The following is a 20,277-nucleotide window of genomic DNA, read 5'->3' as shown; positions in this document are numbered from 1 at the left end:
TGGTGACGCGACGGGCCGCCAGGGCGTCCGGGCCCGGCGAGGCGGTCCGCTCCCTTCCCCGTGCCCCTCTCAGGGGCCACCCGTGACGCGGCCGAGGGCGATCTCGGTGGTCTCCTCGGGGTACGGCGACAGGCGTACGGCGTCGGCGGGGGAGAGCAGACCTGCCGCCACCCGCCCGCACAACTCGGCGAGGGCGGCGATCTCCGCGTGCTGGGCGAGGACGAACGCGCGGTCGACCGGGTCGCCGTGCCCGGGAACGACCGTGCCACCGGAGCCGGAGCCGGAGCCGGAGCCGGAGGTGGGGGCGGGGGTGGGGGTGGTCGTGTCACCGGAGGCGGGGAAAGACTCGGTCGTTCCATCGGGACCGGGACCGTCGTCGGGCCGGTCGAGCAGGCCGAGGAGCCCGGTGAGTGTGGCGGGCCATTCGAGGGGATAGGCGTCCTCGTAGGCGGGCGGCGCGCCGTTCTCCACCAGGTCCCCGGCGAAGATCACTCCGGCGTCCGGCACGTGAACGACGAGGTCGTTGCCGGAGTGGCCGCGGCCGAGGTGGGCGAGGACGACCGGGCGGTCCCCGACGACGAGCCGCGTCCGGTCGGTCACCAGGTGGTCCGGCGGCACGATCTCGGTCCTCGCGATGTCGTCGGCGATGTCCGGCCGCCCCAGATCCCGGTAGTACCGTTCCCACCCGTCCCTCGCCCGTTCGCCGTTCTCGACCAGGTCGGCGCGGCAGTCCTCGTGCGCCCAGACCGGGCAGCCGAGGAAGGACCGGGTGCCGAAGCTGTGGTCGAAGTGTGAATGGGTGATCGCCACCGTCCACGGGTCGCGGGTGATCCGTCTCACCTCCGCGAGCAGCTCCGCCCCCTGCCGCTCGTCTCCCCGCGTGTCGACCACCAGGCAGCCGCCGTCGCCCATGACCAGCCCCACGGACAGGTCCAGCTCGGCGTACCGCCGCACGAGCACCCGGTCCGCCACCTCGACCCATCGACCTTCCACGAGTCGCATTCTCCCCCCCAACCCGGGACCTCGGCACAGGCCCCCAGCCCGGGACCTCAACCCAGGACCTCAGCACAGGCCCCCGGTCCGGGACTTCAGCGCAGCACCTCGGTTCAGGGCCTCAACCCAGGACCCGGCCGACCATCCGCGCGTACATCCGCCCCGGGCTCGGCACCGACGACGGGTGCAGGAAGCCGGGAAGCATCGGCAGGTCCACCGCGAAGGGCTGCAGCCGCTCGTAGAGGACGTCGGCTCCCGAGGGGCGGTTGTCCGGGTCCTTCTCCAGCAGGTCGGCGAGGAGGCGGTTCAGCTCGTCAGGGATGCCGGGCACCCGCGGCGGGCGCTCCTTCACCTGGCGCTCGAACACCGCGTACTCGGTGGGGCCGGTGAACAGCTGGCGGCCCGTCAGCATCTCGTGGATCACGCACCCGAGGGCGTAGAGATCGCTGCGGGGGCCGGACAGGCCGCGCTGGATCTGCTCGGGGGCCATGTACGACGGGGTGCCGAGGATCTGTCCCACCCGGGTGAACTGGGTGGAGTCGGACTCGCGCAGCACGGCCAGGCCGAAGTCGAGGACCTTCACGCTCCCGTCGGGACAGAGCATCAGGTTGGTCGGCTTCAGGTCGCGGTGGCAGACGGACAGCGCGTGGGCGGCCGTCAGCACCGCGCACGCCTGGGCGGCGATCGCCGCCGCCCAGGGCACGGGGAGCGGGCCGTGCTCGCTGACCACGTCGGCCACGGTGACGCCCTCGATGAACTGCATCACCTGGAAGAGCCGCTGGTCGAAGGTGCCGAAGTCGTACAGGACCGGAGCGCCGGGGTGCTCCAGCCTGGCCAGGATGCGGGCCTCGCGCAGGAAACGCCGCTTCAGCTCCTCGTCGGGGCCGGTGAGGAACTTCAGGAACTTGACGGCCACCCTGCGGTCGAGATGCTTGTCGTGACCGCCGTAGACGGCCCCCATGCCTCCCTGGCCGAGAGGGAGGTCGTCGAGCACGTACCGGTCGCCGATGACCATCGACCCTCCCCTGGACCTGCGGGCATCAAGCCCCTTGGTCGCACGGCCGGAGATGGCCGTCGACCAGTCCGTCAAAGCCTAGCCGGATCAGCGTTTCCCCCAGCGTCCGTGTTTCACGCAGTTTGTCCTCCAGTTCGAACAGCTCGCGAAAGGCGGTGCCGTACATCCGCTGGTCGGACAGCGGCAGCACCGGCACCCGCGCCCGCCGCACGTCGAGGCGGCTGGAGCTGGGATGGATCCTGGCCGCGTCGGCGGAGCGCAGGAACCCGGCGAGGAACCCGGGGTCGAGCCGCTGCGGATCGACCCGGTAGAGCGTGAGCTGCGGGCCGAGCGCCGCGCCGCCGTGGGTGATCACCCTGACCGCGCCCAGCACGGTGGTCACCACGTCACCCGGCCGGATCATGACCAGGGCCGGGTCGAGGGTGGTCCGGCCGGAGGGCGGCGTGCCCGCCGCGGTGTCCTCGGCGGTCAGCACCGGCAGGGGACCCTCGTCGGCGGACATCCTCGCCGGTGCCTGCAGGATCGTGATCAGTCCCGCCTTGGCCAGCTCGCCGACCGTGGTGGTCGGCAGGTCCTGCCGTTCGGCGAGCGGCTGGAGGGCGGGGGTGGCGTCCGAGAGCAGGGCCGAGGTCTCCTTGAAGCCGGCCAGGGCGTCGGTGAAGTCGCGCAGGAGGTCGGGGCCGCCGTGCTGCGGGCGGTGCCTGGACGGGGCGAGGTCGACCTCGTCGTCGAGCAGGTCGATGATCCGTACCGTCCTGCTCTCGCCGGACAGCTCGGCCTCGGGGTCCTTCTGGTACGCGCGCCAGGCGGGCTCCACGATCGACAGGTCGTCACCGGCGTCCACCAGCAGCAGCCGGGACGGCGGACGCCCGCCGTCGGGCCTGCGGAGGATCCACAGGTCGGGACCGCCGGGCGCGAGCGTCACCACGGCACGCAGCGCGCCCGCCCGGAGCAGGTTGCCGCGGATCCGCTTGCCGGGACGGCGGCTGGCGGCGGCGGTGGGCATCAGGATCGCCACCAGGCCGCCCGGTCTCACCCGGGCCAGGCAGTGCTGCACCCACGCCAGCTCCGACTCCCCGCGCGGCGGCAGCCCGTACTCCCAGCGCGGGTCACCGGCGAGGTCCTCGTGTCCCCAGACCCGCTCGTTGAACGGCGGGTCGCAGACCACGGCGTCGGCGAGCTCACCGGCGAGGCGATCCTCGCGCAGGGAGTCGCCGGCGACGATCCGCGCCTCCGCGCCGCGCAGCAGCACCCGTACGGCGGTGAGCAGCGCGTTCGACTCGTTGATCTCCTGCCCCATCAGGACGGTCTTCCGTTCCGACCGGGTACGCCCCTTGCGGCCCGTCCGTGAGCCCGTGCGCGAGTCCGTCCGTGAGCCCGTGCGCGGCCCGGCGAGGGAGTCCGCGCCCAGCAGCAGTGTCCCGACGCCGCACGCGGGGTCGAGGACGACGCCGCCCTCCCCGGCCGCGAGCCCGACCATGAGCGCGGCCACGTCGTCCCTGGTGACCGGGAGCTGGCGGGAGTGGGCCTCGGCGTAGCGCTGGAACAGGAACTCGAAGACCTCCAGCGGGTCGCGCTCGGCGGCGAGCTCGGCCACCAGCCGGACGAGGGCGAGGTCGTCCAGAAGAAGATCGGCGGAGCCGGGAAGATCCGTCGTCACCTCGGCCACGCGGGTGAGAGACTTCGTACCATGATCACGCCAGAGGGTGGGTTCGCGGCGCAGGAAGAGCAGGAACGCGCCGACCCCGCCCACGAGTTCGCCCAGCCTGAGGTCGTCGACCGAGGTACGCATCCGCTGCCAGACCAGGTCACCGAGCGAGACCTCGAACGACTTGCCGTTCGCGCGCAACCACACGGCGATCTCGGGCAGGGAGAACAGCGGGCTGGAGGTGGTGCCGCCCACCGGCTGGGGAAAGTCCTCGTGGCGGCGGCGCCAGTTGCTCACCGCAGCCCTGCCGACCCCGGCGAGCCGGGCGATGTCGCCCGCGTTCACGGTGATCTCCTGACTCTCCTCCATGGTGGGTCACAGTAGTTGACCGTGCCGCAACGGTCTACAACGACTTTGCTTGTGAAGTGCTTCAACCAATGATTTACTGCCCTCATGGCACTGAACCAACCACTTGCACTGCGCTACGCGGCCCGCTCCGACGTGGGTGTCCGTCGTGAGGCGAACGAGGACTCGGGCTACGCGAGTGCACGCCTGCTCGCCATAGCCGACGGCATGGGTGGTCACGCGGGTGGAGAGGTCGCCAGTTCACTTGCCGTCACAGCCATGGCGAAGCTGGACGACACCCTGCCCGCCGACGGTGTCGACCTGCTCGCCGCGCTCAAGGGCGCGGCGAGGGACGTGAACCACACGCTGCACGACATGAGCGAGCAGGACCCCACGCTCCGCGGCATGGGCACCACGTTGACCGCGATGCTCTGGAACGGTGCCACCTTCGCCCTGGCCCACGTGGGAGACTCCCGGGCCTACATGCTGCGCGACGGCGCCCTGTACCAGATCACCCACGACCACACCCTGGTCCAGTCGCTGGTGGACGAGGGGCGGATCACCCCGGAGCAGGCCGCCGAGCACCCGCGCCGGTCGATGGTGCTGCGGGTCCTCGAAGGCACCGGCGACGGGGAGCTGGACCTTTCGCTGCGCGAGGCCTACCCGCAGGACCGCTACCTGCTCTGCTCCGACGGCCTGACCGCCGTGGTCGGCCCCGAGACCCTGTTCAACACGCTGACCGAGATCTCCGACCCCGACGAGGCCGTCCGCCGGCTCATCGACCTGGCCAACCGGGGCGGCGGCCCCGACAACATCACCTGCATCGTGGCCGACTTCGGGGCGCCCACCGGCGCGGCCCAGCCGGGCCCGGCCATCGTGGGCGCCGCGGTCGAGCGGAAACTTCCCCTCTGACCCGCGATCCCGCGGACGGCCGAGGGCGACCTCCCGCAGGAGGACCCCCGGCCCCCGACTCGCGGGCCCTGGCCTTCGACGCTCACCGAGAGCACCGGCTCCCGGCGTTCGGCAGGTCACGCGGCTTGGTGGCGTCAGACTCCCGGAATCACCAGGTTTTGCCGGTGATGCGTTCGTACGCTTCGATGTAGCGCTGCCGGGTGATCTCCACGACCTCGGTGGGTACCTTTGTGGCGCCGGGCTCCTGGACTTACCAGGTTTTGCCGGTGATGCGTTCGTACGCTTCGATGTAGCGCTGCCGGGTGATCTCCACGACCTCGGCGGGTACCTCGGGGGCGGGTTCCTTCTTGTCCCAGCCCGTGCCGGTCGCCCAGTCGCGCACGTACTGCTTGTCGAAGGAGAACTGCGCGTGGCCGGGCTCCCACCGGTCGGCGGGCCAGAAGCGGGAGGAGTCGGAGGTGAGCACCTCGTCGCCGAGTACGAGGGTGCCCTCGGAGTCCCAGCCCAGCTCGATCTTGGTGTCCGCGATGATGACGCCCCGCTCCGCGGCGAGCTCGGAGCCTCGCCGGTAGATCTCCAGCGTGATCCGCCGGAACTCCTCGGCGACCTCCGCGCCCTCCAGGGCGACGACGTCCTCGAAGGAGATGGGCTCGTCGTGCTGCCCGAGCGGCGCCTTGGTGGACGGGGTGAAGATCGGCTCAGGCAGTTTGGAGCCGTCGAGCAGACCGGGCGGGAGCGGCACGCCGGAGACCGATCCGTGCTCCCGGTACTCCTTCAGACCGCCTCCGGTCAGGTAGCCGCGCGCGACGCACTCGACCTTCGCCATCGTCAGCTTCCTGCACCGCACCGCGCGCCCCTCGAACTCGGCGGGCACGTCGGTCGCCGAGATCACGTGGTTGGGCACGATGTCGGCGAGCTGGTCGAACCACCACAGTGACAGCCGTGTGAGGATCTTCCCCTTGTCGGGGATCGGGGTGGGCAGGATCACGTCGTACACCGACACCCGGTCGGACGCCACCAGGATGATGTCCCCGCGGTCCTCGTAGACGTCGCGGACCTTCCCTGAATGAAGAAGCTTCACTGCGTTCCTTGCTCTCGCTCGACCCGGCGGCCACCTCGCGGGCCACCGGTCGCTGACCGACACCTGCCCACCGTATTCGAGATCCGGCGGCGACCCGGCAACCGGGCACCCCCTCACCTGCTCGGGGAGAGTTTCGCGACCCCCTTGGCCGGTGGCCCTCGCTACTCGCCCGGCCGCGCTTCCTTCGGTGCCAGGCTCACGTAGGACGCCGCGGTCGACTCCGCAGCAGGTCGGCCAGGACCACGGCCTCGCTGATGTCGGCCTGCCTGGTCGCGGTCAGGAGCGTCACCGTTCCCCGCTTCGCCAGCTCCCGCAGGTGCTCAAGTACGGTGGCCCGCTCGGGGTCCTTCAGTTCGGCCCGGTAGCGGTGGCGGAACTCCTCGAACCGAGCCGGATCGTGGCCGTACCACTTGCGCAACTCGGTCGAGGGCGCTACCGCCTTGCACCACTCCTGAAGATGCGCCTTCTCCTTGGAGAGCCCGCGCGGCCAGACCCGATCGACCAGCACCCTGGCACCGTCCTCGGCCTCCGGCTCCTCGTAGATCCGGCGCACCCGTACTTCTGGTTCGTCAGCCATGACGTGGTCGTTCCCGGGTGACGGTAATGGCAGCCACCCGGTGGAGTCGATCAGTCGGGTGAGAGGCGGTCGGCGGCGTGTTCGATGGCGGTGCTCACCCGGTCGGCCAGCAGGCCGACCGCGCCGACCGCGCGGGTCATCGGGTCGTCCTCCGCGCCGCCGAGAGCCTGGGAACGCAGGTAGGCGGTCTTCACCTCGGCCCACCGCGCGGCCTGCACGGGGGTGATGGTGCCGCGCAGCTCGGCCAGTTTGAGCAGGTTGGCCTCCGCGCCCGAGGTGAGGGTCTGGGCCTCGCCGAGATAGTGGTCGTCGATCACGGCCTCCAGCTCGGCGTCGTTCATCACCGGGACGACCCTGGCCGCGAGCTTGTTCATGTTCCGGTACGAGCCCTGGAGCTGGAACGGAGGCTCGGTCCGTGACGCGTCCGCCTGGGCGGCGGAGGCGATGTACGCCTGGTTGTTGGCGAGCACCACCCGCTGGATCCGCAGCAGCTTGCGCAGCACCGCGAGGACCTGCTCCAGCTCCACCGAGGAGTACGGGTGGGAGAGCTGGTCGGCCCGGACCCCCGAGTCGCCCCGCGCCAGCCGTACCAGAAGGCGGATGTCGCCCCGGTCGCGGGTGGAGAGCGGCGCCAGGACCGGGTTGGAGGTGAGCGCGTTGTCGATGTAGCTCAGCGCGAACAGCTCGTCCCGCCCCGACAGCACGTCGCCGAGGTTCCACACGTCGGCGCGGTTGGCGAGCATGTCGGGGATGCGGAAGCGCTTGCCCGCCTCGGTGTACGGGTTGCCCGCCATGCAGACCGCGAAGCGCTTGCCGCGCAGGTCGTAGGTGCGGGTCTTCCCCTCCCAGACACCCTCCATCCGGCGCTGGCCGTCGCACAGGGAGATGAACTTCTGCAGCAGCTCGGGGGAGGTGTGCTGGATGTCGTCCAGGTACAGCAGGACGTTGTTGCCCATCTCCAGCGCGAAGGAGATCTTCTCGATCTCCTGCCGCGCCGTCGCGTCGGGCGCCTGCGCCGGGTCCACCGAGGTCACCAGGTGCCCCAGGGCCGGGCCGTTGACCTTGACGAAGATGAGCCCGAGCCGGTTGGCCACGTACTCCATGAGGGTGGTCTTGCCGTAGCCCGGCGGGGAGATGAGCAGCAGCATGCCCATCTGGTCGGTCCGCTTGGCGTCCCCGGCCGCGCCGAGCTGCTTGGCCAGGTTGTCGCCGATCAGCGGCAGGTAGACCTCGTCGAGCAGCTGGTTGCGGACGAAGGCGGTCATCACCTTCGGCTGGAACTCCTCCAGCCTCAGTCGCTCGCGTTCGGCCGCGACCAGCTCGTTGCGCCGCTTCTGGTAGGCGCGGTACGCGGGGACGCGGTGGTCGCGGAAGTGCCGGGTCCTGGTCAGGAACTCGTCCAGGCGAAGCTCCATCGCGTGCCCGGAGATCCGGGGGTGTGTGCCGAGCAGCCCCTCGACCGTGGCGGTCAGCGCGGCTGAGGAGTCGTGCCGGGGCACCTCGCACAGCAGTACGGCCACCGCCTCCACCAGCTCCGCCGCTGCCCCCGAAGCCCGTCCCGCGCCTCCGGCCGGTGCCGCGTCCATGCCGGAGCCCGGAGCCGAGACGTCGAAGGCCGAGAGCCACGCCTCGGCCAGGCGGTGACGTGCGGCGAGGTCGTCGCCGAGCGCCCGCAGGTCGTCCTCGAACTCCCCGCGCGCCGGCCCCAGCGCCCGGTCGAACCGGTCGAGCAGCGATCGCGCCCCCGCCCCGGTCACGAAACCGAACGGCTTGCCGGGCAGCTCCTCGAAGAGATACTCCCCGGCCAGTTCGAAGACGCCCGCCTCTCCCGCGTCGCCGAGGAGATCCCGGCAGAAGGACGCGATCGCGGAGCCGAGGGCGGCGCGGGTCTCCTGGACCGCCTCCACCCTGCCGAACAGGGTCCGTGCCCGTACGAGCGACGTCGCCCGGGTGGTCCACGCCGCGCGGGCCGCCTCGTCGGTGCCGAAGGCCCAGAAGAGCTGGGCGGCGGCCCTCGCGGCGGGCGGGTAGCGCAGCAGTCCGGCGCCCGCGTGCAGGCGGAGCGCGGCCCGCAGGATCGCGGTGGCGTCGTGGTCGTGGACGCCGCGCTCGTAGCCCTCGTCGTACCGGGTCTCCGCGACCTTGCGGACGATCTCCAGCAGCTCCCCGCCGTCCACCGCGGCCTCGTGCAGCGCGTCCAGAGAGATCACGTTCCCGCCCGTACCGGACGAGAACGGGGCTCCGGCCTCGGCGGCGGCGAGGATCGAGGCGGCGAGGTGCTCGCCCCGGTAGACCTCGGGCGACTCCGAGACCGTCAGCTGGTTCCAGAACGGCCGGGTCTCCTCGAAGGCCGCGTCGCGCACCGGGGAGCGGTAGTCGGTCCCGGTGACGGCGAAGGCCATCTGGTCCTGGTGCGGGACGAGGGTGAGGTCGGGCGCCTGGGTGTTGACCGCGAACAGGTGGCGGCCGAGCCGGATGGTCTCCCCGCCGTCGCTGTAGAGGTCGAGCCGGTCGCGCAGGGCGCGGCCCGCCTCCTGGCGAGCCGACTTGATCCGGCCTTCGAGCTCTTCCGCGCGCACCTGGTCGCCCAGCGCGCGCAGCTCCCCGGCCACGCCCTTCAGCTTGAGCACCATCGGGTCGGACCCGAAGTAGGTGTTGACCTCGTCCAGCGACGCCAGCCCGGCCACCCGGCGCCGCACGCTCGACAGGATGCGCGTCGCCGAGTCGGCCAGCCGGTCGGCGCGGCGGGCCCGCTCGTCCAGCAGCGCCTGGCGGCGCGAGGAGAACGCCTCGTAGACGTCCTCCCGCTTGGAGGCGAGCTGCCCCAGGAAGTCGTCGAACTCGGTGAAGCGCGACTCCAGGTTCTCCAGCTGGAGCATCAGGCGGCCCAGCTGCTCGTCGCAGCGCTCGGGGGTGTCGGACATCGCGAGCGCCCCGGTGATCGCCTGCCCCAGCAGGGCGTACTCGGCCGCGAAGGCCGCCCGCCCCTCACCGGCGAGCAGTTCCGCGCGCCGGGCCTCCAGGGTGGCGCGGGCGCGGTTCACCCCGCCGAGCACCTCGCCGACCCGCTCCAGGATGGCGGTCCTCACCGTGGCGTCGGCGATGTCGAGCGTGCCGACCACCTCGACCACGATCTCCAGGCCGCGTGCCTGCCCCTCCAGTCGCTCGCCGACCGGCCCCGCCTCGGCCACGGTCGTGATGGCGCCCGCGTCGGCGACCAGCCGCTCGACCTCCGCGTGGTACCCGGCGAAGGCGTCGTCCCCCCGCAGGAACTCCGCCGCGCGCCGCGCGGTGCCGCCCAGTTCGGTCGTGAGCTCCGCGTCGAGCGCGTCGATCCTCGCGATGTCGACGTGGCGCAGCTCGCGCAGGGTCACCAGGTGCCCCTGCGAGCGCCGCAGCTCCGACAGCCGGTCGATCCAGCCCCGCGCGGACCTGGGCGCGTCGGCCCGCGTGTGCCGTACGAGCGCGGTGACCTCGGCCTCGGCGGTCTCCAGCGCCTCGGCGGCCTGCCGGGTGAGCGACTGGACCTTCTCGAACTCGTCGAGCACCTGCTCGGCGGTGGCCCGCAGGTCGGCGAGCGGGCCGCGCAGCCGGTGCTCGCCCAGCCAGTGGTAGTGGTCGAAGACCCGGGCGCAGGAGGCGATCAGCGCCTCGAAGACCGGGATCGACGGCGCCATCTCCTCGACCATCCGCGCCACCGAGAGGCAGTCGGAGATGCCGCGCACCAGCTCCGCGTTGCCGATCCGCTCCAGCGGCCCGGTGCCGACCGGTCGCCCGGCCGCGTAGACGTCCGACTGGTAGGCCGTCTGCCAGACCTGCATGGGGTGGACGCGGGTGGGCTCGTCGGAGGTGGCCCTGAAGACGACCAGAGTGCCGTCGTCGAACAGCGAGTACCCGTGGCAGGACAGCGGGGTCTCCACCCGCTTGCGGATCACGTTGTACGGCAGCAGCAGCGACCGGCCCTCGGCGCGGGCGTGGAAGACGTACAGCACGTCCTCGCCGTTGGGGGAGCGGATCACCCGCTCGAACTCCAGCTCGGACACGTCGGTGTCGAACGTCTTGTTCACCCCGGTGGACAGGTAGTAGCCGCCGGGGAAGATGATCCCCTGGTCCTCGGGCAGGCGCTGGCAGGCCTGCCCGATGCCGTCGAGGCGGACCACCTCCTTGGTCCGGGTGTTGAACACCAGGTGGCGCCACTCGGGTTCCTTGTACGGCCGCACACGCAGCAGGATCAGCGGGCCGATCCTGGCGTGGTGGACCTCCGCGTCGGCGAGGCTCTGCAGCGGCTCCGTGACGGGCTCGCGGTAGATGCCCTCCCCGCTCTCGGTGTTGTTCTCGATCTTGATGGTGAGGTCGCCGCCGACGGTCTCGACGAACACCTCGCCCTCGATCGAGATGTGCGGGTGGCGGCCCAGCACGTGGTCGTCGCGGGTGGTGGGGATCCACTCGAAGTCGTGCGAGGGCGGGAAGGTGTGGTCGCGCTCGCCACGGTCGTCGATGTACGAGAGCGTGCCGTCGGCATCGACCTGCCAGCGCAGCACGCGGGTGTCCTGCGGGCCGGTCTGGAAGACGGCGAGCAACTTGCCCTCGACCCGGCGGAGCTGGAGCAGCCGGGTCTCCCGGTAGTACCGGTAGAGGTCGGCGAAGTCCCGTTCGAAGCGCGGGTCGCGGAACATCGGCACGGGGTCGAACCGGAACGCGCTCCCGCCGTTCTCCGTGCTTTCACCGCTCCCGCCGCCCCCGCCGCCCCCGTCCTCCCGGACGAACGTGTGCGCGGAGAAGACGTCCTCGACGGTCGTCTCCGGCTTCATCCCGATGAACACGTTGTAGCCGAAGAGCATGAGCCCGCCGACCGAGACGATGTCGCGCGGCACGCAGTTGTTCTCGGTGCGTATCCGCTCGGTGCCGATGAGACGCAGTTCGGCCCCGCCGAACACCGCGAGGCGTTCGGCGTTGAGCGCGTCGGACTGCCGGGCCAGCTCGGCGGCCTGCTCGGCCAGCCGGGCGCGGAGCACCTCGTAGGTGCCCGCGTCCAGCCCCGCCCCCTCGTCGGGGGCGCCGGTGACGGCCTCCGCCGTGGAGGACGTCACCGCTTGACGGATCCGGTGGAGTTGCCGGTGGAGTTGCCGACGGTGTCGAGCGCGGCGACGGGGACCTCGGTCGTGGCCGGCGCCTGGGTCTCACTCAGCAGGCCGCGCAGTTTGTCCGCGTCGGGACCGCCCTCATTCATCATTTTCATCAGCAGCGCGGACAGCGAGAGGTTGCGCACGTCGGCGGTGTCGATCGAGCCGATCACCCTGCCCAGGTCGGCGGGGAGGCTCGCCGAGCCGTCCAGGTAGGGCCCGGCCAGGGTGCGGGTGACGTCGGAGTTCTCCACGAAGCCGTCCACGGCCTTGCCCATGCCGATCGAGTTCATCAGCCGGTCGAAGAACACGGTGTCGCCGCCGACGATGTCGATGTTGGCCTTGGACAATCCGGCCGACACCACGGAGGCCTGCGCCTCGGCGATCTTGAACTGGGCGTTCACCCCGGCGAGGCGGATCTCCTTTTCGGCGTCCAGCCGCAGGCGGTACTCCTCGTGGGAGCGGGTCGCGTCGGTGAGCGCGGCCATCGCCGCGGCCTTCTCGGTGAGACCCTCGGCCTCGGCCTTGAGCTTCTCGCCGACCGTCGCGGCCGCGGCGAGCGCCATGGCCTGCTCGCCCTCGGCCTCGGCCTTGAGCTTCTCGCGGACCGCGGTGGCCACGGCGTGGGCCCTGGCCTGCTCGCCCTCGGCGATCGCGAGCGCCTTCTCCCGCTCGACGGCGGCCTCGGCGCGGCCGACCTTCTCGATCGCCGCGGCGTCCCGCTCGCGTACCTGCACCTCGGCCAGGCCGACGGCGGCGGCCTCGGCCTGCACACCCTCGGCGAGACGGATCTTGGCGCGGGCGTCGAGCTCGGCCGCCTGCTGCCGCGACTCGGCCAGCACCAGCGCCTCGCGCGCCCGGTGCTTGGACGACGCCTCGGAGGCCTCGGCCGCCTTGATGTCCTTGACCAGGCTCTCCTGCGCCTCGGCCTCGGCCTGGATGATCACAGCCTGGCGGGTCCGCTCGGCCTCCTCGACCACGCGCAGGCGCTTGATGCTCTCCTCCTGCTCGGCGACCGTCTTCTCCACCACGATCCGCTCGCGGATCACCTCGGCGATGGAGCGCTTCTCGCCCTCCAGCTCCTTGTCCTTGGAGATGCGCGACAGCTCGGTCTCGCGCTCGCGGGCGATCACCTCGAGCAGGCGGTCCTTCTCGATGCGCTCGGTCTCGATGGCGATGACCCGCTCGCGGTTCTTCGCCGCCACCGCGATCTCACGGGCCTGGTTCTCGTGCTGGACGCCGAGCTGCTCGTCGGTACGCAGGTGCGCGGCCTGCGCCTTGAGCCGCTCCTCGGCCTGGACCTTGGCGGTCTCCGCCTCCTCGCGGGCCCGCATGGTCTCGACCTCGCGCTTCTGCTTGGTCTCCGCGTCGGCCTGACGGCGCTCCAGCTCCAGGATCGCCTCCCGCGCGTCCACGTTCTGGCGGGTGATCTCCTTCTCCTCGCGCCGCTGGAACTCGTTGGTCCGGACGTGCTCGATGGCGGTGAGCTCAGTGATCTTCCTGATGCCCTGCGCGTCGAGGATGTTGTTCCTGTCCAGGGCGGCCAGGGAGGTCTGCTCCAGGTAGTCGATGGCCGCGTCCTCAAGGCTGTAGCCGTTGAGGTCGGTGCCGATGACCTGGATGATCTGGTCGCGGAACTGGTCACGCTGGGTGTAGAGGTCCACGAAGTCGAGCTGCTTGCCGACCGTCTTGAGCGCCTCGGAGAACTTGGCGTTGAACAGCTCCTGCAGCGTTTCCTGGTCGCTCGCGCGTGCGGTGCCGATGGCCTGGGCGACCTTCACCACGTCCTCGACGGTCTTGTTGACGCGGACGAAGAAGGTGATGCGGATGTCGGCGCGGATGTTGTCGCGGCAGATCAGGCCCTCACGGCCGGTGCGCGCGATCTCGATGGTCTTCACCGAGATGTCCATCAGCTCGGACTTGTGGAAGACGGGCAGCACGACGGCGCCGGTGAAGGTGACGTCAACCTTGTTGATCTTCGAGATGATCAGGGCCTTGCCCTGTTCCACCTTGTAGAACAACCGGCTGATCATAAAGAGCATGCCGATGACGACGAGGAGGACGACGGCGAGAAGGATGCCGAGCCCGGTGGAGATGACGTCCAATGTGGCCCCTCGGTTAAATGGAACGATCAGGGTCGAGTTCCGCGTCGTACGGCATCACCCAGAAGAACTCGCCGGGGGAGTCATAGGCGAAGATCAGGGCGACGCTGCCGGCGGCGAAAACCTCGTCACCGGTCTGTCGTACTTGAACGAGAGCGGAAGAGCCGTCGGCGGAGGTGACCTCGGCCTGGCCGAAGTCACGGCCGACGCGGCGCGTGCGGATGACGCACACGCGGCCCACGAAGTCGGCGCGGGAGGGGACGCGCTCCTTCGGGACGAGCCGTCGCAGTGAGAGGACGACGAGGCGCGTGCATGCCCAGGCGCAGACCAGTGCCGCGACCAGTACGGCGACCAGGGCGGGGGTGCTCGTGAACAGCGTGCCGCCCACGAGGCTCGCGAACCACGCGACGACGACCAGCAGCGAGACGACCACCGCGGCCGGGACTCCGCCGAGTCCCAGACCGCTGAGGAAACCGGTGGCCCCCGTCGCCTCGGCACCGTCACCGCCGTCGCCGCCATCACCGTCGAACCCGAACACGCCGGCCGCGACGAGCATCCAGTACGCGATGATCACCACAAGCATGAACGTGAACAGGACGGTCGGAAAAGACAGTGCGGCATCGACGAACTGGCCCATTGGCGTGCGAAATCCCCCCGCTGATCTGTCGGAACGTGGTCCCCTGAACACGTGTAGGTGACTATATACAGATAAAGAACAGTTAAAGGAGATAGTTCCCGAAGCGGAAGAAATCCGCATGATCCTTAACCGCGGCGGCTACCGGCGCGTACGAGGGCCGGTGGCAGGGGGCATGCGGAAGCGGAGGAGCGGGAGTGGGCTCCGCGTCCTCGGCTCTGTCGCGAGAAGATGCTCCGGAAAACCGTCGCGGAGGTCAGGCGGGGCGAGTGATCATGTAGGCGAGACCGACGAGGATCACGATCGGAATGAGCCACACGACGGCCTCGATGGCGAACTCCTTGTACATGAGGACATCCCTCCGGGGCGGTGATCGGCGAGGATCTCCGACGATAGCCGTTGTCTCCGGCGGCGACCAGAACCCTTCACCTACCGGAACGGCTCCCTACACGAGAGGGCGCCCATGAGCCGGTTCTTCCGCGAGAGTCAGGTCTCCTCGAGGGGTTGATTCCCGCGAGGATCCGGTCTTCGCGGGAGGCAGGTTCTCGCCGAGCCGGTCCCTACGAGGGGTTGGCCGAGCCGACCACCACCGAGGTGTCCGACATCTCCCCCTCGACCACGTCGGCGACCACGCAGGTGATGTTGTCGGGCCCGCCCGCCTCGCAGGCGAGCGCGATCAGCTGCCGCGTCACCTCGTCGAGATCGTCGACCTCGGCCAGCACCTGACGGAGCCGCTCGGCGTCGACCACCCCCGACAACCCGTCGGAACAGAGCAGGTAGCGGTCACCGAGCTCGGCGTCCCGCAGGGAGAGGTCGAGCTCAAGGTTGTCGCCGCCGTCGAGGACCTGCAGCAGGATCGACCGGTGCGGGTGGCGGGCCGCCTCCTCGGCGGTGATCCGGCCGTCGTCCATCAGCGTCTGGACCAGGGTGTGGTCGTAGGTGATCTGGTACAGGTCACCGTTGCGCAGGAGGTAGGCGCGGGAGTCGCCGATGTGGGCGAGGGCGACGCGAGAGCCGTTCCAGAGCATCAGGGTCAAGGTGGTCCCCATGCCGGTGAGCGACGGGTCCTCCTCGACCAGCTCGCGCAGGCGCTGGTTGGCCTTGCGGACCCCCGCCTCGGCGGCGGCGGCGAGGTCGCCGGGGCACTCGTGGTCCAGGGAGGCGACGCTGGCGATCGCCGCGGAGCTGGCGACCTCCCCGCCCACGTGGCCGCCCATCCCGTCGGCCACGGCGAGAAGCCGGGCGCCCGCGTAGGCGGCGTCCTCGTTGCCTTGCCGGATCCGGCCGACGTCGGAACCTGCCGTATAGCGCAGCGTGATCATCTGCACATCACTAGATCGTCGAGTTGCACGAGCTGAGCCGCTTTCGGACAGTTGGGATGGGCATAGGGCGAACCGAGATGTTCCACAATCCACTTAACACCATGGTGACGCAAGCGGCCTGGGGAAGTGTTGCCACATCTGTTGACACCCACGGTGGCGCGTAAGCTGGTTTCAGCGCCACGCGGGGTCCCTCCAGCACCCCCGCACTGTGCCCGGATTGCCCCACCTCACGCATCGCTAGGAGATCAGTAATGGCCGCGATCATTCAGGAGGCGGCTCGTCGTCGCACGTTCGCGGTGATCAGCCACCCCGACGCGGGTAAGTCGACCATGACCGAGGCACTGGCGCTGCACGCCTCCGCGATCAGCCAGGCGGGTGCGGTGCACGGCAAGTCCGGGCGGCGCGGGGTCACCTCCGACTGGATGGAGATGGAGAAGGCCAGGGGCATCTCGATCACCTCCGCCGCGCTCCGGTTCGAATACCGCGGACACATGTTCAACCTGGTCGACACCCCCGGCCACGCCGACTTCTCCGAGGACACCTACCGGGTGCTCGCCGCCGTCGACTGCGCGGTCATGCTGCTGGACGCGGCCAAGGGCATGGAGCCGCAGACCCTGAAGCTGTTCGAGGTCTGCCGGCACCGCCGCATCCCCGTGATCACGTTCGTCAACAAGTGGGACCGGCCGGGCCGCGAGGCCCTGGAGCTGCTGGACGAGATCGAGGAGCGCACCGGCCTGAAGCCGACGCCGATCACCTGGCCGATCGGCACCGGCGGCTTCTTCCACGGCGTGGCCGACCGCACCGACGACCGGATCGTCCGCTACACCCGCACCCCCGGCGGCGCCACCAAGGCCATCGAGACCGACCTGAGCGCCGAGCAGGCCCTCGCGGAGCTGGGCGGCGACTGGGAGCGGGCCAAGGACGAGATCGACCTGCTCTCGGCGATCGGCGCCGACCACGACCAGAAGACCTTCGAGGCGCACGAGTCGACCCCGGTGCTGTTCGGGGCCGCGCTGTCCAACTTCGGCGTCGGCCGCCTGCTGGACGCCATGGTCGACATCGCCCCCGCCCCCACACCCCGCCCCGACGTCGCCGACGACCCGCGCCCGCTGGAGGAGCCCTTCTCCGGCCTGGTCTTCAAGGTGCAGGCCAACATGGACCCCTCGCACCGCGACCGCATCGCCTTCGTCCGGGTCTGCTCGGGCAGGTTCGAGCGCGGCATGGTGCTCGTCCACGCGGCCACCGCCCGCCCGTTCGCCACCAAGTACGCCCAGTCGGTCTTCGGCCAGGAGCGCGCCACGATCGACGAGGCGTATCCCGGCGACGTGGTCGGACTGGTGAACGCCAGCGCCCTGCGGCCCGGCGACACGCTGTATGACGGCCCGCCCGTCGAGTTCCCGAGGATCCCGAGCTTCGCCCCCGAGCACTTCTCCACCGCCAGGGTCCGCGACTCCAGCCGATCCAAGCAGTTCCGCAAGGGCATCGAGCAGCTCGACGCCGAGGGCGTGGTCCAGGTGCTGCGCTCCGACGTCCGCGGTGACCAGTCGCCGGTGCTCGCGGCGGTGGGGCCGATGCAGTTCGACGTGGTCAAGCACCGCATGGCCGCCGAGTTCAACACCGAGATCCTGATGGACCGGCTCGACTTCAGCATCGCCAGGCTCACCGACGCCGAGTCGGCGGCGATCCTGGCCCGCCAGCGCGGGGTGGAGGTCTTCACCCGCTCGCTGGACGGGGTGCTGCTCGCGCTGTTCACCGATGAGTGGCGCATGCGCGGCGTGCTGCGCGAGCATCCCGACCTGGTGCTGAACGCGCTGCTCGCGGACACGCGCGGGTGATGTCGAGGTGAGACGGGTCGCGTGAAGGTGAGACGAGGAGGTCCGGGGGCCAGGACCTTCTCGTTGCACATTCATGGTGAGATATGTCGTTATGAGCGTGATTAAGTGGGGAATTCTGGCGACCGGCGGCATCGCCGCCACCTTCACCGAAGACCTGAAGCTCCTGCCGGACGCCGAGGTGGTCGCGGTCGGATCGCGGTCGGAGGAGTCCGCACGGGCCTTCGCCGACCGGCACGGCATCCCGCGGGCCCACGGAAGCTGGGCTGAGCTCGCCGCCGACCCCGACGTGGACATCGTCTACGTGGCCAACACCCAGAACGCCCACCACGACGCCGTACGGGCCTGCCTCGAGGGAGGCAAGGCCGTCCTGTGCGAGAAGGCGTTCACCCTCAACCGAGGCGAGGCCGCCGCGCTGGTCGACCTCGCGCGGGAGCGCGGCCTGTTCCTGATGGAGGCGATGTGGACGCGCTGCCTCCCGGCCGTCCGCAAGGTCATGGAACTGGTCGAGGCAGGCGCCATCGGCCCGGTCAACACCGTCCACGCCGACTTCGGCTTCTCCGTCTCCGTCCCGCCCGAGCACCGGCTCCGCAACCCGAAACTCGGCGGTGGCGCCCTGCTCGACGTGGGCGTCTACCCGATCTCCTTCGCTCACATGGTGCTCGGTGTCCCGGCCGGTGTGCGCTCCTGGGCGCGGCTCACCCCCGAGGGGGTGGACGAGAACACCGGCGTGCTGCTCGGCTACGACAACGGCGCGGTCGCCCTGCTGTCCTGCGGCCTCACCACGCACAGCCCGGTCGCCGCGTCCATCTCCGGCCCGCTCGGCCGGATCGAGGTGCCCGGCCCGTTCTTCCGCCCCGACACCTTCGTTTTGCATCCCACGGAGGGCGAGCCGGAGACCTTCCACGTCCCCTTCGAGGGCAAGGGCATGCTGCACGAGGCGGTCGAGGCGATGCGCTGCCTGCGGGAGGGGCTGCTGGAGAGCCCGCTGATGTCCTGGCAGGCGACGTTGGACGTGATGGGCATCATGGACGAGGTCCGCTCGCAGGTGGGTGTTCGTTTCCCGGGCGAATAGTTGAGCAGGCGTTTTTTCTTATAGCTGGGGCTGTTCCCTTTCGGTGCACCCGGATTTTTCCGGGTGCGCTGTGCGGGTGCTCATTGCGCCGGTGTGGTTGGTGTTCGTGTTCGCATACGAGCGGGTGGGTGCTCTTTGTGCTCGCTGCGGTGGGCGGGTGCTCCGGCCGGCCGTCTCAGTTACTGTCTGGTGTTTCAGGCCTCCGGCCTGCTCGGGCGTGGTGGTTGCGGGCTCTTTTTAAGCCGGCCGGAGCACCCGCCCACCTCCGCTGCACGTGTTCCGGCTGTGCGGGGTGCGGGCCGTAGTTGCTTTCTTTCCGGCCGCCCTGGCGACCCGCCGTCGCTGAAGCGTCCTTTACCGGTCCTCCAGGGCGGGTCGCCGTAGCTGAAGCGTCCCGTGCACGACCCAGTCCAGGGCTGAGGCACCACAGGCCGCACTACCGGGGCGCGCTGCAAGACCCTCGTCGTGGAACCGGTCTCATCGCGTTGGAGGCCGAGACGGTCAAGGTCATCCCGGCCAGGGATCAGATGCTGTGTGTCGCCAAGGTCCTCGGGGTCGACTACGTAGACATGTCCGTGCTCCGGGATTACCCGTCGGTCGAGCGGAGTTCGAACCAGATGACGGTTCCGGTGGAGTCGCGGTGAAATCCCCAGCGGGTGGCGAGGTCGTTGACGAGCATGGGTCCTCGGCCACCGGTGGCCTCCGGGCCGGGCTTTCTCGTGCAGGGGATCTCTGAGGTGCCGGGGTCCTGGACGGTGATGAGCACGCCGTGGGGGGAGGAAGGCCACCGTGACGACGAACTCCCGTGACCGCTTGGCCGTCCCCGCGTCGTACTCGTACGGTCTTGTGTCGTGCGGTCCGGCGTCGTACGGCCCCACATTGATGGCTTCGGTGTCTGCCGGTTGCGCATCGAGCGATCCGCTGGAGTGTTCGACGGCGTTGGTGGCGAGTTCGCTGGTGAGGAGCATGGCGTCGTCGCGGAGCGGGTGGTCGTCGCCGAGGAGTTCGGCGACGAAGGCGCGGGCGGCTCTGACCTGCTCGGGGGTGGCCGCGAACCGCTGAGAGATGACGGGCGTATAGCCGAAGGACTCCGACCAGCCGGGGATCCGCCCCGGGTGCGGTGACCGTACGGCATCGGGGGGCGTCGTGGTGCGGAGGCGGTCAGCGAGTACGCCGACGAGCAGGGACAACAGGCGTGCGGTCATCTCGGTCATCTCCCGGGTTCTGCGTCGTGTCGCCCTCGTTGCTCGGGGGCGGGTTTTCTGTCCTGGGGTGGTAGCTCTCGATGTTCTGTATTTGTGCGGCGAGTTCGGCGGGGGTGGTGGCCTCGATCAGGCCGATGCGCTCTCGGCACCAGGCGGGGGAGAGCGCCCAGTAGCGGCCGGTGGCCTTGCCGTACCAGAGGTGCCAGCCGGTGAACCGCGGCGCCGGGGTGTGCGGCGCCTGGTGGTCGGTGCCGGTCTCCTCGGTGGGTGCCTGCCGGGAGGTGGTGTGGTCGGAGATCATGCTGTCACCGCCGTGCGGCGTGGCTGGTGTCTGATTGCTCCGGGTCGCGTACCTGGCGGTGATTGTCGTTCGTACGGCGGGATGGGTGTCGTGGAGGCCGGTCGCGTGTGGC

At 70.3% G+C, this 20,277-nt stretch carries 14 protein-coding genes; 3 read left to right on the top strand and 11 right to left on the bottom strand.

The window, feature by feature from the left end:
- Positions 1–69: 69 nt before the first annotated feature.
- From ACFY3V_RS14385 to ACFY3V_RS14375, 3 genes are all read right to left on the bottom strand, one after another.
- On the bottom strand, positions 70–1,002 hold the full coding sequence (locus ACFY3V_RS14385; RefSeq protein WP_389773351.1) for an MBL fold metallo-hydrolase: 933 nt from the start codon (positions 1,000–1,002) through the stop codon (positions 70–72).
- Between the two features lie 112 nt (positions 1,003–1,114).
- Complete coding sequence (locus tag ACFY3V_RS14380; RefSeq protein WP_362897459.1) at positions 1,115–2,008, bottom strand: serine/threonine-protein kinase; 894 nt, start codon at positions 2,006–2,008, stop codon at positions 1,115–1,117.
- A 25-nt stretch (positions 2,009–2,033) separates the two neighbouring features.
- Positions 2,034–4,025 carry an N-6 DNA methylase gene (locus ACFY3V_RS14375; RefSeq protein WP_389773347.1) on the bottom strand — a complete coding sequence of 664 codons (1,992 nt, stop codon included), beginning with the start codon at positions 4,023–4,025 and terminating at the stop codon, positions 2,034–2,036.
- An 84-nt stretch (positions 4,026–4,109) separates the two neighbouring features.
- Between ACFY3V_RS14375 and ACFY3V_RS14370 the strand changes: the two genes are divergently transcribed.
- Positions 4,110–4,913, top strand: a complete 804-nt coding sequence (locus ACFY3V_RS14370) for a PP2C family serine/threonine-protein phosphatase (RefSeq protein WP_350948503.1) — start codon at positions 4,110–4,112, stop codon at positions 4,911–4,913.
- Positions 4,914–5,163: 250 nt separating this feature from the next.
- On the opposite strand, the gene ACFY3V_RS14365 is transcribed toward ACFY3V_RS14370, so the two are convergent.
- From ACFY3V_RS14365 to ACFY3V_RS14340, 6 genes are all read right to left on the bottom strand, one after another.
- On the bottom strand, positions 5,164–5,994 hold the full coding sequence (locus tag ACFY3V_RS14365) for a phosphoribosylaminoimidazolesuccinocarboxamide synthase (RefSeq protein WP_389773343.1): 831 nt from the start codon (positions 5,992–5,994) through the stop codon (positions 5,164–5,166).
- Positions 5,995–6,190: 196 nt separating this feature from the next.
- Positions 6,191–6,571, bottom strand: a complete 381-nt coding sequence (locus ACFY3V_RS14360; RefSeq protein ID WP_389773340.1) for a DUF488 domain-containing protein — start codon at positions 6,569–6,571, stop codon at positions 6,191–6,193.
- Between the two features lie 50 nt (positions 6,572–6,621).
- Complete coding sequence (locus tag ACFY3V_RS14355; RefSeq protein ID WP_389773337.1) at positions 6,622–11,661, bottom strand: DNA repair ATPase; 5,040 nt, start codon at positions 11,659–11,661, stop codon at positions 6,622–6,624.
- On the bottom strand, positions 11,658–13,799 hold the full coding sequence (locus tag ACFY3V_RS14350) for a flotillin family protein (RefSeq protein ID WP_389773334.1): 2,142 nt from the start codon (positions 13,797–13,799) through the stop codon (positions 11,658–11,660). Before ACFY3V_RS14350 ends, ACFY3V_RS14355 begins: the two co-directional genes overlap by 4 nt.
- Before the next feature lie 13 nt (positions 13,800–13,812).
- Entirely contained in the window at positions 13,813–14,379 is a 567-nt protein-coding gene (locus ACFY3V_RS14345) for a hypothetical protein (protein ID WP_389773331.1), read from the bottom strand.
- A gap of 611 nt (positions 14,380–14,990) precedes the next feature.
- On the bottom strand, positions 14,991–15,752 hold the full coding sequence (locus ACFY3V_RS14340) for a protein phosphatase 2C domain-containing protein (protein ID WP_350948602.1): 762 nt from the start codon (positions 15,750–15,752) through the stop codon (positions 14,991–14,993).
- A 251-nt stretch (positions 15,753–16,003) separates the two neighbouring features.
- Here ACFY3V_RS14340 and ACFY3V_RS14335 point away from each other — a divergent pair, with 251 nt between their 5' ends.
- Together ACFY3V_RS14335 and ACFY3V_RS14330 are read left to right on the top strand one after the other, a co-directional pair.
- Positions 16,004–17,587, top strand: coding sequence for a peptide chain release factor 3 (locus tag ACFY3V_RS14335; RefSeq protein WP_350948509.1), 1,584 nt, complete (start codon positions 16,004–16,006; stop codon positions 17,585–17,587).
- Between the two features lie 91 nt (positions 17,588–17,678).
- Positions 17,679–18,659, top strand: a complete 981-nt coding sequence (locus ACFY3V_RS14330) for a Gfo/Idh/MocA family protein (RefSeq protein ID WP_389773327.1) — start codon at positions 17,679–17,681, stop codon at positions 18,657–18,659.
- 586 nt (positions 18,660–19,245) lie between these two features.
- Here ACFY3V_RS14330 and ACFY3V_RS14325 read toward each other — a convergent pair.
- Positions 19,246–19,425, bottom strand: a complete 180-nt coding sequence (locus ACFY3V_RS14325) for an ATP-binding protein (RefSeq protein ID WP_389773324.1) — start codon at positions 19,423–19,425, stop codon at positions 19,246–19,248.
- A gap of 395 nt (positions 19,426–19,820) precedes the next feature.
- Positions 19,821–20,165 (bottom strand): hypothetical protein, encoded by a 345-nt coding sequence (locus ACFY3V_RS14320; RefSeq protein WP_389773321.1) that lies wholly within the window; start codon positions 20,163–20,165, stop codon positions 19,821–19,823.
- Positions 20,166–20,277: the final 112 nt, after the last annotated feature.

The sequence above is a fragment of the Streptosporangium sp. NPDC000095 genome, assembly GCF_042899335.1.
Lineage (GTDB): Bacteria > Actinomycetota > Actinomycetes > Streptosporangiales > Streptosporangiaceae > Streptosporangium.
This window is presented reverse-complemented; position numbering and strand designations above follow the sequence as displayed.

What these genes read in the sequence shown, in the direction of transcription:
- ACFY3V_RS14385 (WP_389773351.1), bottom strand. Translation starts at nt 1,002, where the DNA reads ATGCGACTCGTGGAAGGTCGATGGGTCGAGGTGGCGGACCGGGTGCTC.
- ACFY3V_RS14380 (WP_362897459.1), bottom strand. Translation starts at nt 2,008, where the DNA reads ATGGTCATCGGCGACCGGTACGTGCTCGACGACCTCCCTCTCGGCCAG.
- ACFY3V_RS14375 (WP_389773347.1), bottom strand. Translation starts at nt 4,025, where the DNA reads ATGGAGGAGAGTCAGGAGATCACCGTGAACGCGGGCGACATCGCCCGG.
- ACFY3V_RS14370 (WP_350948503.1), top strand. Translation starts at nt 4,110, where the DNA reads ATGGCACTGAACCAACCACTTGCACTGCGCTACGCGGCCCGCTCCGAC.
- ACFY3V_RS14360 (WP_389773340.1), bottom strand. Translation starts at nt 6,571, where the DNA reads ATGGCTGACGAACCAGAAGTACGGGTGCGCCGGATCTACGAGGAGCCG.
- ACFY3V_RS14345 (WP_389773331.1), bottom strand. Translation starts at nt 14,379, where the DNA reads ATGCTTGTGGTGATCATCGCGTACTGGATGCTCGTCGCGGCCGGCGTG.
- ACFY3V_RS14340 (WP_350948602.1), bottom strand. Translation starts at nt 15,752, where the DNA reads ATGATCACGCTGCGCTATACGGCAGGTTCCGACGTCGGCCGGATCCGG.
- ACFY3V_RS14335 (WP_350948509.1), top strand. Translation starts at nt 16,004, where the DNA reads ATGGCCGCGATCATTCAGGAGGCGGCTCGTCGTCGCACGTTCGCGGTG.
- ACFY3V_RS14330 (WP_389773327.1), top strand. Translation starts at nt 17,679, where the DNA reads ATGAGCGTGATTAAGTGGGGAATTCTGGCGACCGGCGGCATCGCCGCC.
- ACFY3V_RS14320 (WP_389773321.1), bottom strand. Translation starts at nt 20,165, where the DNA reads ATGATCTCCGACCACACCACCTCCCGGCAGGCACCCACCGAGGAGACC.